At 72.1% G+C, this 12,739-nt stretch carries 12 protein-coding genes; 8 read left to right on the top strand and 4 right to left on the bottom strand.

Annotated elements, in window-relative coordinates:
- Window positions 1–312 precede the first annotated feature (312 nt).
- From ACZ3TI_RS24330 to ACZ3TI_RS24315, 4 genes are all read left to right on the top strand, one after another.
- A complete protein-coding gene (locus ACZ3TI_RS24330; protein ID WP_465729493.1) occupies window positions 313–3,009 on the top strand; it encodes an ATP-binding protein in 2,697 nt (898 codons plus the stop codon).
- A gap of 16 nt (window positions 3,010–3,025) precedes the next feature.
- Entirely contained in the window at window positions 3,026–3,706 is a 681-nt protein-coding gene (locus ACZ3TI_RS24325; RefSeq protein WP_465729491.1) for a response regulator, read from the top strand.
- Window positions 3,707–3,771: 65 nt separating this feature from the next.
- On the top strand, window positions 3,772–4,179 hold the full coding sequence (locus ACZ3TI_RS24320; RefSeq protein ID WP_465729490.1) for an OB-fold nucleic acid binding domain-containing protein: 408 nt from the start codon (window positions 3,772–3,774) through the stop codon (window positions 4,177–4,179).
- Window positions 4,180–4,181: 2 nt separating this feature from the next.
- A complete protein-coding gene (locus tag ACZ3TI_RS24315) occupies window positions 4,182–4,910 on the top strand; it encodes a DUF3159 domain-containing protein (RefSeq protein WP_465729488.1) in 729 nt (242 codons plus the stop codon).
- An 88-nt stretch (window positions 4,911–4,998) separates the two neighbouring features.
- On the opposite strand, the gene ACZ3TI_RS24310 is transcribed toward ACZ3TI_RS24315, so the two are convergent.
- Together ACZ3TI_RS24310 and ACZ3TI_RS24305 are read right to left on the bottom strand one after the other, a co-directional pair.
- Window positions 4,999–5,670, bottom strand: a complete 672-nt coding sequence (locus ACZ3TI_RS24310; protein WP_030060763.1) for a potassium channel family protein — start codon at window positions 5,668–5,670, stop codon at window positions 4,999–5,001.
- On the bottom strand, window positions 5,670–6,338 hold the full coding sequence (locus ACZ3TI_RS24305; protein WP_465729485.1) for a potassium channel family protein: 669 nt from the start codon (window positions 6,336–6,338) through the stop codon (window positions 5,670–5,672). Before ACZ3TI_RS24305 ends, ACZ3TI_RS24310 begins: the two co-directional genes overlap by 1 nt.
- Window positions 6,339–6,585: 247 nt before the next feature.
- On the opposite strand from ACZ3TI_RS24305, the gene ACZ3TI_RS24300 reads away from it, so the two are divergent.
- Both ACZ3TI_RS24300 and ACZ3TI_RS24295 read left to right on the top strand, forming a co-directional pair.
- Complete coding sequence (locus ACZ3TI_RS24300; protein WP_465729483.1) at window positions 6,586–8,661, top strand: APC family permease; 2,076 nt, start codon at window positions 6,586–6,588, stop codon at window positions 8,659–8,661.
- A gap of 341 nt (window positions 8,662–9,002) precedes the next feature.
- On the top strand, window positions 9,003–10,352 hold the full coding sequence (locus ACZ3TI_RS24295; RefSeq protein WP_465729503.1) for a class I SAM-dependent RNA methyltransferase: 1,350 nt from the start codon (window positions 9,003–9,005) through the stop codon (window positions 10,350–10,352).
- 132 nt (window positions 10,353–10,484) lie between these two features.
- Here ACZ3TI_RS24295 and ACZ3TI_RS24290 read toward each other — a convergent pair whose 3' ends face one another.
- Window positions 10,485–10,679 (bottom strand): hypothetical protein, encoded by a 195-nt coding sequence (locus ACZ3TI_RS24290; RefSeq protein WP_465729480.1) that lies wholly within the window; start codon window positions 10,677–10,679, stop codon window positions 10,485–10,487.
- Between the two features lie 319 nt (window positions 10,680–10,998).
- Here ACZ3TI_RS24290 and ACZ3TI_RS24285 point away from each other — a divergent pair, with 319 nt between their 5' ends.
- Complete coding sequence (locus tag ACZ3TI_RS24285; RefSeq protein ID WP_350526055.1) at window positions 10,999–11,235, top strand: toxin-antitoxin system HicB family antitoxin; 237 nt, start codon at window positions 10,999–11,001, stop codon at window positions 11,233–11,235.
- Window positions 11,232–11,660, top strand: coding sequence for a fic family toxin-antitoxin system, toxin component (locus ACZ3TI_RS24280; RefSeq protein WP_465729477.1), 429 nt, complete (start codon window positions 11,232–11,234; stop codon window positions 11,658–11,660). Before ACZ3TI_RS24285 ends, ACZ3TI_RS24280 begins: the two co-directional genes overlap by 4 nt.
- Window positions 11,661–11,705: 45 nt before the next feature.
- Here the strand turns inward: ACZ3TI_RS24280 and ACZ3TI_RS24275 are convergent, their stop codons facing one another.
- A complete protein-coding gene (locus tag ACZ3TI_RS24275; protein WP_465729475.1) occupies window positions 11,706–12,563 on the bottom strand; it encodes a GNAT family N-acetyltransferase in 858 nt (285 codons plus the stop codon).
- Window positions 12,564–12,739 lie beyond the last annotated feature (176 nt).

The following is a 12,739-nucleotide window of genomic DNA, read 5'->3' as shown; positions in this document are numbered from 1 at the left end:
GGGGGACCCTGTGGGAGAGTAGGACGCCGCCGAACAATTCTTCAGAAGAACCCCCATCCGGTTTCCGGATGGGGGTTCTTCGCATTTCCGGGCCCATGAACGCCCGAGACGCCGAGATGCCTGAGCGGAAGCCGGTCGGGCCCCTGCCGAGTGACCCCCGCCGAGTGGCTGGTTCACCGTCAATATGCCGCTAAAACCACCTGATCAGTGCACTGATCAGCGGAAAATCGCTGCTCACGCCGTAGTCTCGAAGGAAGGGGAACAGGTGTCCGGGGGTGGCTCCCGGGCATGGCCGGATCAAGAATGGTGCTCATGGGACGAGGCAGGCTGCGCATCTACCTCGGGGCGGCCCCCGGGGTCGGCAAGACGTACGCCATGCTCGCCGAGGCGCACCGGCGGCGGGAGCGTGGCACGGACGTCGTGGTGGCGTTCGTGGAGGACCACGGCCGCCGGCGGACCGCGGACATGGTCGCCGGACTGGACGTGGTGCTGCGGCAGCAGGTGCTGCACCGCGGTGCGCGGTTCTCCGAGATGGACCTGGATGCCGTCCTCGCCCGCCGTCCGCAGGTGGCGCTGGTGGACGAGCTGGCCCACACCAATGTCCCCGGCTGTCGCAACGAGAAGCGCTGGCAGGACGTCGAGGAGCTGCTGGCGGCCGGGATCGACGTGATCTCCACCGTCAACGTGCAGCACCTGGAGTCGCTGGGCGACGCCGTGGCGGGCATCACCGGGGTGCGCCAGCGCGAGACCGTGCCGGACGAGGTGGTCCGGCGGGCCGACCAGATCGAGCTGGTGGACATGTCCCCGCAGGCGTTGCGGCGGCGGCTGGCGCACGGGAACGTGTACGCGCCGGAGAAGATCGACGCGGCGCTCGCCAACTACTTCCGCCCGGGCAACCTGACCGCGCTGCGCGAGCTGGCGCTGCTGTGGACCGCCGACCGGGTGGACGAGTACCTGCAGAAGTACCGGGCCGAGCAGGGCATCGAGGGCACCTGGCAGGCCCGGGAGCGGATCGTGGTGGGCCTGACCGGTGGTCCGGAGGGGGCGACGCTGATCCGCCGGGCGGCCCGGATCGCGGCCCGCGTCTCCGGTGGTGAGCTGCTCGCGGTGCACATCTCCCGCTCCGACGGCCTCGTGGGCCCGGGCTCGCCGCAGACGCTGATCGAGCAACGGGCGCTGGTGGAGAGCCTCGGCGGCTCGTTCCACGCGCTGCTGGGGGACGACCCGGCCGTGGGGCTGCTGGACTTCGCCCGAGGTGTGAACGCCACCCAGATCGTACTGGGCACCAGCCGCCGGCCCGGCTGGCAGTTCCTGTACGGGCCGGGCGTCGGCACCACGGTGACCCGGGAGGCCGGGGACATCGACGTCCACATGGTCACCCACGAGCACGCCGGGCACGGGCGCGGGCGGATACCCGTCCGCCGGACCACCGATCTGGGGCGGACCAGGACGGTCGCCGGCTGGCTGATCGGGCTGGGTGGTCCGCCGCTGATGGCGATCGTGCTGACCACGCTCGGCGGCCTGGGGCTCTCCACCGACATGCTGCTGTTCCTGTCGCTGACGGTGTGCGCGGCGCTGGTCGGCGGGCTGCTGCCGGCGATCGGCTCGGCGCTGGTCGCCTCCTCGGTGCTGAACTACTACTTCACGCCGCCGGTGCACACCTTCACCATCAGCGAGCCGCAGAACATCATGGCGGTGGCGATATTCACCATCGTCGGCATATCGGTGGCGTCCGTGGTGGACCTGGCGGCCCGGCGCACCCACCAGGCGGCCCGCAGCCAGACCGAGGCGCAGACACTCAGCGCGCTGGCCGGCACGGTGCTGCGCGGCGCGCCGAACGGCGACGGGGTGCTGACCGCGCTGATGGAGCAGGTCCGGGAGACCTTCGGGCAGGAGAGCGCCGCGTTGCTGGAGCGTCCGGATCCGCTCGGGCCGTGGGTGCCGGTGGCGACCGCCGGGCCGCGGCCGCCGGAGCGTCCGGAGGAGGCCGACGTGGAGGTCCCGGTCGGCGACAGCCTGGCGCTGGTGCTGCGCGGCCGGGTGCTGCCCGGGGCGGACCGGCGTCTGCTCGGGGCCTTCGCCGCCCAGGCCGCGGTGGTGCTGGAGCGCCGCCGGCTGTCCCGGGAGGCCGCCGCAGCCCGGCGGGAGGCCGAGGGCAACCGGATCCGGACCGCCCTGCTGGCTGCCGTCTCGCACGATCTGCGCACCCCGCTGGCGGGTATCAAGGCCTCGGTGAGCTCGCTGCGCTCGGCGGACGTCGACTGGGACCCGGAGGACGAGGCCGAGCTGCTGGCCGGGATCGAGGCCGGGGCCGACCGGCTGGACCACCTGATCAACAACCTGCTCGACATGAGCCGGCTGCAGACCGGGACCGTCACCCCGCTGATCCAGGAGACCGACCTGGACGAGGTGGTGCCCTACGCGCTCGGCGGGGTGCCGCTGGAGTCCGTCCGGCTGGACGTCCCGGAGACGCTGCCGATGATCCGGGCCGACGGCGGGCTGCTGGAGCGCTCGCTGGCCAATCTGGTCGAGAACGCCGTCAAGTACAGCCCGGACGGCGTCAAGGTGCTGGTCAAGGCCGATGTGCTGGAGCAGCCGGGGGTGCCGGGCCGGGTCGAGCTGCGGATCGTGGACCGCGGGCCGGGGGTGCCCGAGGATGCCAAGGAGAGGATCTTCGCGCCGTTCCAGCGCTACGGCGACGCGCCGCGCGGCGCCGGCGTGGGCCTCGGGCTCGCGGTGGCGCGCGGCTTCGTCGAGGCGATGGACGGTAGCGTCACCGCCGAGGACACCCCCGGCGGCGGCCTCACCATGGTCGTCAGCCTGCCCGCCGTCGAACGGCCGCTTGAGCCGTCCGAGGCGTCTGACCCGTCCGGGCTGTCCGAGGCGTCCGACCCGTCCGAGCCGTCCGGGCCGTCCGGGCCGTCCGGGCCGTCCGGGGCGGAAGAGCCGGAAGAACCGGATCAAGTACCGAAAGCCAGTCCCACAGTCCTCACGTCAGACAAGCCCTGAAAGGCGGAGCCCGTAAATGACCCGGGTCCTCGTCGTGGACGACGAACCGCAGATCGTCCGCGCGCTGGTGATCAACCTCAAGGCCCGCAAGTACGAGGTGGAGGCGGCCCATGACGGCGCGAGCGCCCTGGAACTGGCAGCCGCCCGCCATCCGGACGTCGTCGTCCTCGACCTGGGCCTGCCCGACATGGACGGGGTCGAGGTGATCCGCGGCCTGCGCGGCTGGACCCGGGTGCCGATCATCGTGCTGTCGGCCCGGCACGCCTCGGACGAGAAGGTCGAGGCGCTGGACGCCGGCGCCGACGACTACGTGACCAAGCCGTTCGGGATGGACGAGCTGCTCGCCCGGATGCGGGCCGCGGTGCGGCGGGCCGAGCCGGTGGCCGGGGAGGCCGATTCGCTGGTCGTCACCGAGAGCTTCACCGTCGACCTCGCGGCGAAGAAGGTCAACCGGGACGGCGCCGACGTCCGCCTGACCCCGACCGAGTGGCACCTGCTGGAGGTCCTGGTCCGCAACGCCGGGCGGCTGGTCAGCCAGACCCAGCTGCTCCAGGAGGTGTGGGGCCCCGCCTACCGCACCGAGACCAACTACCTGCGGGTCTATCTCGCGCAGCTGCGCCGGAAGCTGGAGCGCGACCCCTCGCACCCGCGCCACTTCATCACCGAACCGGGAATGGGATACCGGTTCGAGAGCTGACCGCCGTTGCCCCCGGCGGCTGAACGACCTGCCGCCGGGGGCCCGGAAACCGGTACCCTTCCGACATGAGTGGTGACAACAGCAGCGGCCAGCCGCAGGGGCGGTTCCGCCGCATGCTCAGTCGGCTGACCTCCTCGGCCGAGGAGCTGGACGCCGAGGACCTGCGGCAGGAGAGCGCCGCGGAGTCGGGGTGCACGCCGATCGCCGGCTGCGCGGACCGCGAGCTGGTCACCGTCGCGGGCACGCTGCGCACGGTGACGCTCCGCCCGCGGGCCGGGGTGCCGGCCCTCGAGGCCGAGCTCTTCGACGGCACCGAGGCCCTGGAGGTGGTCTGGCTCGGCCGCCGCTCGATCGCGGGCATAGAGCCCGGCCGCAGGCTGGTCGCCAGCGGTCGGATCAGTCACGCACGCGGGCGCCGCGTGCTGTTCAACCCCCGCTACGAGCTGCGTCCGGTCGGACACGGGAGCGAATGAGCGTGAGCAACCAGCCCGGCGGCGACACGGCCGCCCAGCTCGACCTGTCCGCCGACGCGGCGGCCGAGGAGGAGGCCCGGAAGGCGGCTGCCTCCAAGGAGGCCGCCGACACCGTTCTGCAAGCCTTCGGCGGCGTGCGCGGCATGATCGACATGACGCTGCCCGGCCTGGTCTTCATCGTCACGTACAACCTCACCCACCAGGTCGGCAGCGCCGCCTGGGCCGCGCTCGGGCTGAGCGCGCTGTTCGTGGTGGCCCGGTTGGCGAAGCGGCAGACCATCCAGCACGCCTTCAGCGGGGTGTTCGGAGTCGCCCTCGGCGCCTGGATCGCGATGAAGAGCGGCAAGGCCGAGGACTTCTACCTGCCCGGCCTGCTCTGGAACGTCGCCTACTGCGTCGGCTTCGCGGTCTCCGCCCTGGTGCGCTGGCCGATGATCGGCCTGATGCTCGGCCCGATCACCGGCGAGATGTTCACCTGGCGCAAGGAGAACCCGGGCCGCCTGGCCGCCTACACCAAGGCGACCTGGGCCTGGGTGGTGATCATGGGCCTCAAGCCGGTGATCCTCTTCCCGCTGTACTTCACCCACAACGTCAACCTGCTCGGCTGGCTGAAGGTCGCGCTCGGCATCCCGCCGATGCTGCTGGCGATGTACGTGACCTGGCAGATCCTGCTGAAGGCGCCGCCGCCGATCAAGGCGCAGCTGGACGACGAGGAGGAGTCGGCGAAGTAGCCGCTCCACCCGAACGGCAGAGGGCCCGCACCCGTTTCCTGGAACCTCAGGGAGCGGGTGCGGGCCCTCTGCCGTGGCCGCGTTGCTGCTACTGGGCGCCGGAGGTGGCCGACAGCAGCTCCTCCAGCTCCTCCTCGCGCTCCTGCGCGGCGACGAAGAGCAGCTCGTCGCCGCCCTCCAGGGTGTCGTCCTTGCCCGGCACGAGCACCCGGCCCTCGCGGATGATGGTCACCAGCGCGGTGTCCTGCGGCCAGGCCACGTCGCCGACCCGGGTGCCGACCAGTTCGGTGTCGGAGGCCAGGGTCAGCTCGACCAGGTTGGCGTTGCCCTGGCTGAAGCGCATCAGGCGGACCAGGTCGCCGACGCTGACCGCCTCCTCGACCAGGGCGGACATCAGGCGCGGCGTGGACACGGCCACGTCCACGCCCCAGGACTCGTTGAAGAGCCACTCGTTCTTGGGGTTGTTCACCCGGGCGACGACGCGGGGCACCGCGTACTCGGTCTTGGCGAGCAGCGAGACGACCAGGTTGACCTTGTCGTCACCGGTCGCGGCGATCACCACGTGGCAGCGCTGCAGGGCGGCCTCGTCCAGTGAGGTGATCTCGCAGGCGTCGGCCAGCAGCCACTCCGCCATGGGCACCCGCTCCACCGAGATGGAGTTGGGGTTCTTGTCTATCAGCAGGACCTCGTGGCCGTTCTCCAGCAGCTCGCCCGCGATCGAGCGGCCCACGGCACCGGCCCCGGCAATGGCGACCCGCATCAGTGACCCTCCTCCTTCGGCCCCTGCGCGAACGCGGCCTCGACGGCCGTCAGGTCGCCCCGGCGCAGCATCACGTGCACCAGGTCGCCCTCCTGCACCACCATCTGCGGCGTGGGCAGGACGCCCTCGCCGAGCCGGGTGACGAACGCCACCCGGGCGCCGGAGACCTCCTCCAGCAGGCCGATCCGGTGACCGACCCAGCGCGGGTCGTACGCGACCTCGGCCAGCTGCACACCGCCGCTCGGGTCCTGCCACAGCGGCTCGGCGCCGCTCGGCAGCAGCCGGCGCAGCATCTGGTCGGCCGTCCAGCGGACCGTCGCCACGGTCGGGATGCCCAGGCGCTGGTACACCTCGGCTCGGCGGGGGTCGTAGATCCGGGCGGCGACGTTCTCGACGCCGAAGTTCTCCCGGGCCACCCGCGCGGCGATGATGTTGGAGTTGTCGCCGCTGGAGACCGCGGCGAACGCGCCGGCCTCCTCGATGCCCGCCTCGCGCAGGGTGTCCTGGTCGAAGCCGACACCGGTCACCCGGCGCCCGTTGAACCCGGCGCCCAGCCGGCGGAAGGCGGTCGGGTCCTGGTCGACGACGGCCACCGAGTGGCCCTGTTTCTCCAGTGCTCTCGCGAGGGCGGAGCCCACGCGGCCGCAGCCCATGATGACGATGTGCACCGGCGCTACCTCACCCGTCCCGTCAGGGTACTGACCTGCGCAAACACCGCTCATCTCCCTTTCCCGCCCGGTCGTCCGGGACGAGCATCCTCGTGGGGCGCCGGCCCCGGCAACACCCGACAACCCGAGTGTTGCCCGCCGACTCGTATCCGACACGCTAGCCGGTCCATAGAACGCAGTCGCGACGAAGGGGGGGACAAACGGCGCAAGCCCTGCTGGGAAGCCCCTACGATTCCTTAACGTGCCTATGCCGAAAGACCTTCCGAAACGCATCCTGATCGGGCGCGCTCTGCACAGCGACAAGCTGGGCGAGACTCTCCTCCCCAAGCGGATCGCACTGCCCGTATTCGCCTCGGACGCGCTCTCCTCGGTCGCGTACGCCCCCGAGGAAATCCTGCTCACGCTGTCCGTCGCGGGCGCCTCGGCGATCCACTTCTCCTGGCAGATCGGCCTCGTCGTCGCGATCGTCATGCTCGCCGTCGTCGCCTCGTACCGGCAGAACGTGCACGCCTATCCGAGCGGTGGCGGCGACTACGAGGTCGCGACCGTCAACCACGGGCCCGCCGCCGGTCTCGTGGTCGCCAGCGCCCTGATGGTCGACTACGTGCTCACCGTGGCCGTGTCCACCACCTCGGGCGTCGCCAACGTCGTCTCCGCCGTTCCCGCGCTGCGCGGCCACGAACTGGTCGTGTCGGTGATCGTGGTCGTCCTGTTGATGGGGATGAACCTGCGCGGTGTGCGCGAATCCGGTAGCGCCTTCGCCGTTCCCACCTACGCCTTCATGATCGGCGTGATCGGGATGGTCGGCTACGGGATCGTCCGGCACTTCGTGCTCGGCCAGGACATGCCCGCCGAGAGCTCCGGATTCACGCTGGAGGCTACGCCGGGGAACGCGTCGCTGGGCGGGTTCGCGCTGGTGTTCCTGCTGCTGAAGTCCTTCTCCTCCGGCTGTGCCGCGCTGACCGGCGTGGAGGCGATCTCCAACGGCGTGCCCGCGTTCCGCAAGCCCAAGAGCAAGAACGCCGCGACCACGCTGCTGATGATGGCGACCATTGCCGTCGTGATGTTCATGGGCATCATCTGGCTGGCCCGGCTGACCGGTGTCCAGATGGCCGAGAACCCGGCCGAGCAGCTCGGCGGCGCCGCGTCGGACTACCACCAGAAGACCGCGCTGGCCCAGATCAGCGAGGCCGTGTTCAGCAACTTCACGCCCGGCTTCTACTTCGTCGCCGCCGTGACCGGCCTGATCCTGGTGCTGGCCGCCAACACCGCCTTCAACGGCTTCCCGGTGCTCGGCTCGATCCTGGCCCAGGACCGCTACCTGCCGCGCCAGCTGCACACCCGCGGCGACCGGCTGGCGTTCTCCAACGGCATCATCCTGCTGGCGATCGCCGCGATCCTGTTCATCATCGCCTTCGACGCCGACCCCAACCGGCTGATCCAGCTCTACATCGTCGGCGTCTTCGTCTCCTTCAACATGAGCCAGTCCGGCATGATCCGGCACTGGACCCGGCTGCTGCGCACCGAGACCGACCCGGCCGAGCGCCGCCGCATGCAGCGCAGCCGGGCGATCAACACGTTCGGTCTGGTGATGACCATGGCGGTGCTGATCGTCGTCCTGGTCACCAAGATCAGCCACGCCTGGATCGCGATCGCGGCGATGGTCGTGCTGTTCGTGATGATGAAGGGCATCCGCCGCCACTACGACCGGGTGACCGAGGAGCTCGTCGCCGCCGAGGAGCCGGACGACGTGGTGCTGCCCACCCGGGTGCACGCGATCGTGCTGGTCTCCAAGCTGCACAAGCCGGCGCTGCGCGCCCTCGCGTACGCCAGGCTGGCGCGGGCGCACACCCTGGAGGCCGTCACGGTCAACGTGGACCCGGCCGACACGGCGGCGCTGCGCCGGGAGTGGGACGAGCGCGGCATCGAGGTGCCGCTCAAGGTGCTGAACTCGCCGTTCCGCGAGATCACCGGGCCGGTGCTGGACTACGTGAAGAACCTGCGCCGCAGCAGCCCGCGCGACGTGGTCTCGGTCTACATCCCCGAGTACGTGGTCGGCCACTGGTACGAGCACCTGCTGCACAACCAGAGCGCGCTGCGGCTCAAGGGGCGGCTGCTGTTCAAGCCCGGTGTGATGGTCACCTCGGTGCCCTGGCAGCTGGAGTCCTCGGAGCGGCGCAAGTCGCAGAAGGCCTGGTCGGCGCCGGGTGCCGTCCGGCGTGGCGAGCCTCGGGCGCCGAAGGCCGTAAAGTCGAAGGATTCCGTCTCCACCGGTACGAGTGCCGGTGACACCTCCGACCGCAGCAAGGACTCCTCCCAGTGACCCGCAACACTCCGCCCCGCTCCTCGGGCTCCTCCGGCAAGGGCTCCCGCCGGGGCGGCCAGCCCGGGCAGGTCGCCCGGCCGCGCTGGGGCCGGCCGTCCCGTCCGGAGGCCACCGACCGCGACGGCCTGACCGCGCGCACCGCGCCGATCGTGCCGGGGGAGGCGCCGTCGGAGGACCGGAAGCCGGGCCAGGGCGGCGCGGCGGGCAAGGGCGCCGCTGCGAAGGGTGCGGCCGGGAAGGGCGCCGCTGCGAAGGGCGCTGCTGCGAAGGGTGCCGAGGGCGGTGCCGGGGGCGCGCGGAAGGCGCCGCGCAGGCAGGCGGTCCGGCCGCCGAAGGCGCTGCGCCCCACCGCCGCGCGGGCGCCGCGGCCCGAGACGCCGTCCGGTGAGCCGCTGGTCGGCCAGCGGTACGAGGTCGAGGTCGGCCCGGTCGCGCACGGCGGCGGGCACTGCGTGGCCCGGCACGAGGGCCGGGTGCTGTTCGTGCGGCACACGCTGCCCGGCGAGAAGGTCGTCGCCCTGGTGACCGAGGGCACCACCACCTCGCGGTTCCTGCGGGCCGACGCGGTGGAGGTCCTGGAGCCCGCCAAGGAGCGGATCGAGGCGCCGTGCCCGTTCGCCGGGCCCGGCAAGTGCGGCGGCTGCGACTGGCAGCACGTCACTCCGGGCGGGCAGCGCAAGCTCAAGGCGTCCGTGCTGACCGAGCAGCTGGCCAAGCTGGCCGGGCTCACCCCGGCCGAGGCCGGTTGGGACGGCAGCGTCGAGCCGGTCGGCGGCAAGCTCCCGGCCGGGCAGGTGCCGGCCTGGCGCACCCGGGTGCAATACGCGGTGGACCCGGAGACCGACAAGGTCGGCCTGCGCAAGCACCGCTCGCACGACGTGCAGCCGATCGACCGCTGCCTGATCGCCGCCGAGGGCGTCACCGAGCTGGGCATCGAGTCCCGCGACTGGCCGGGCGTGGCCTCGGTCGAGGCGATCGCCGCGAGCGGCTCCTCGGACCGCCAGGTGGTGCTGACCCCGCGCGACGGCGCCCAGCTGCCGCTGGTCGAGCTGGACAAGCCGGTGTCGATCGCCCGGGTGGACGGGCAGGGCGACCTGCACAAGGTGCACGGGCGCAGCTTCGTGCGCGAGCGGGCGGCCGGGCGGACCTGGCGGGTCAGCAACGGCGGCTTCTGGCAGATCCACCCGGAGGCGCCGGACACCCTGGTCGACGCGGTGCTGGACGGCCTGGACCCGCAGTGGGGCGAGAACGCGCTCGACCTGTACTGCGGCGTCGGCCTGTTCGCCGGCGCGCTGGCCGACCGGGTCGGCGAGGAGGGCGCGGTGCTCGGCATCGAGTCCGCCAAGCAGGCCGTGGTCGACGCCCGGCACAACCTGGCCGCGCTGGACAACGTGCGGATCGAGTGCGACCGGGTCGAGACGCTGCTGCCGCGCACCGGCATCACCGCCACCGACCTGATCGTCCTGGACCCGCCGCGCTCGGGCGCCGGCCGCGAGACCGTCGCCCACCTGGTCGGCCTGGAGGCCCGCCGGATCGCGTACGTGGCCTGCGACCCTGCTGCGCTCGCCCGGGACCTGAAGTTCTTCCGCGAGGGCGGCTACCGGCCGGTCTCGCTGCGGGCCTTCGACCTGTTCCCGATGACGCACCACTTCGAGTGCGTGGCGATCCTGGAGCCGGCCGGGGAGTGACCCCCGGCGCTCAGCGACGGAGGCGGCACCCGAACGGGTGCCGCCTCCGTGGCGTTCTCCGCGGGGTTCGCTTTCTCCGCCGTGTTCGCGGTGATCGTGGTGTTCGCAATGCTCGCGGTGTTCGAGGAGCGGTCAGTCGTTGTGTTCCTCCTCGTCGGCGCTGTGCGGAAGGTCGATGCCGTGCTGGGCGGCGAGCCGCAGGAGCGAGGCGACCCGGCCCTCGTACGCCTGGACGCCGTCGGCGTCCCCTTCGGCCCGTGCCGCCGCGAGGTCCCGTCGGGCCTGGGCGAGCTGCTCGCGCAGCTCCTGGTCGAACATGGCTGTCATCTGCCGGCCTCCACACCGGTCGGTGCCGCTAGTGGAACGCTCAGGGGAGTTCAGAGTCCCGGATGGTGAAGGACTCTTCAAGTCTCGCTCGTCCTGCCGGGGGTGGGGCGGCGGTGGGCGGGTATGGGAGATGGGCGACCCGGAGCGGGGGCAGGTGACGGCTTCGGTGAGGGGTCCGGCGAGGGCTTCGTGACGGTTTCGCCGAAGGATCCGGCGACGGATTCGGTGACGGGGAGGTTGCGTGGGGGCGTGCGGCAGGTGTGTGGGCGGTGTGCGCGCGCCCTTGTTGTGCTAGCGCTTCAGCGCTAGCTTGAGGGGCATGGCCAAGAAGCAGCTGAACGTCCGCGTGGACGCCACGACCGCGGAGATGGCCCGGGAACGGGCGGAGCAGCAGGGGATCAGCATGAACCAGTACATCGAGCGCCTGGTCCAGCAGGACATGGGCGAGTCCGGGCGGGCGTTCGTCGACGCGGCCGCGCAGTTCATGAAGGAGTACGAGACGGCCTTCCTCGCCGAGTTCGGGGAGCCGGGCGACCTCCAGGACGTGCGCCGTTGAAACTGGAGGTCGACCTCTCGTGGCTGCTCATGACCGCCGAGCAGTACACGCCCGGTGATCCGCAGGTCACCGACTACGGCTCGCTGCTCGCGGCCGTCACCCGGCACCAGGCCGAGATATTCGACATCGCCGTCTACCCCGAACCGCAGGACCGCGCTGCCGCGCTGATGCACCAGCTGATCCGGGTGCCGGCCCTGGAGAAGACCAACGAGCTCTTCGCCACCGCCGTCGCGTACGCCTACCTCGTCGCCAGCGGCTGCACCGTCGCCACCACCGCCCGCGAGGTGCGCAGCCTCTCCCGGGCCATCCGCGAAGGGCGGCTCGGGGTGTCCGGCGTCGCCGAGCGGCTGGCGGCGTGGGTGGTGGACGAGGCCGAAGGGGAGGGCGTCAGCGGGACGGACGAGGAGGACGGGGACGACGACTGAGCGCCGTCCCCGTCCGGCCAGGCCCGGGGGCTCGGCAGCCGGACCCTAGGCCTGGGGTGAGGCGGGCTCGGCGATCAGGGCCGTCGCGAACGGGCGGAAGCCGGCCCGGCGGTAGATCCGGGCGACGTCCTCGTCGGCGGCGGACAGGAACACCGTCCGCACGCCGTCGGCCCGGACGTGCGCGACCAGGGCCGCGGTGACCGCGAGGCCCAGACCGCGCCGCCGGGCGGAGGGCAGCGTGCCCACGCCGACCACCTCGCCGACCGCGCCCACCGGGTTGCACTGGCCCGCGCACAGCACCGCGCCGTCCTCCAGCGCGGCGGCCTGCACGGTGACCCCGTCGGTGATCCGCTGCGCGATCCGCGTGACCCCGCCATCGGCCGTCAATGCCGCCACGCTCTGCGCCAGTTCGGGCGCTCCGGCCGCGCCGATGGCGGTGCCCGGGGTGCCGAAGGCCACGTGCGGGACGGCCACCGCCTCCGCCAGCTCGGGCGCGTCCGGGCCCAGGACCCGCACCTCCACCCCCTCCGGCAGCACCGGTGCCGGGGCCGCCTCGTCCTGCGGGCCCAGCACCAGCAGCGGGTGCTCGTGCACCGTCAGGCCCGCCGCCTCCACCGCCGCGCGCAGCTCCGGGTTCTGCTCGGCCACCCACTCGAAGGCCTCCGGCGCGCCCAGCTCGCGCTGCCGCGCCAGCACCCGGCGGACGTCCTCGGCGGTGACCGCCGGGCCGTCGTGGCCGAGCGTCGGGCGGGCGTAGTAGTGCCAGCCGGTCTCGCCCTTGCGGACGAAGAGGGTCAGCGGGCCGAAGTCCTCGGCGCGGGCGGCGCTGCGCGGTGCGGCGTCGTAGTAGTGCTCGATCTCGTCGAGCAGCGGACGGTCGGGAGCATGATCGTCAGGAGTCACGGCGTGCATCCAAGCAGGGGCGCGGGTGGGCTGCCACCGATTTGTGCGCGGTTCGGGCGGCGATTGTTGCCGAACGCTTACCGCCCCGCAGCGATCTTGTGTGCACACAGCGTGCATGCTGATGCTTTTACAGCTCTGCCGAGGGGGACGGCGGACGTCTGCACTCGGCGACGCAA

It is taken from the genome of Kitasatospora sp. NPDC023120 (assembly GCF_055560835.1).
This window is presented reverse-complemented; position numbering and strand designations above follow the sequence as displayed.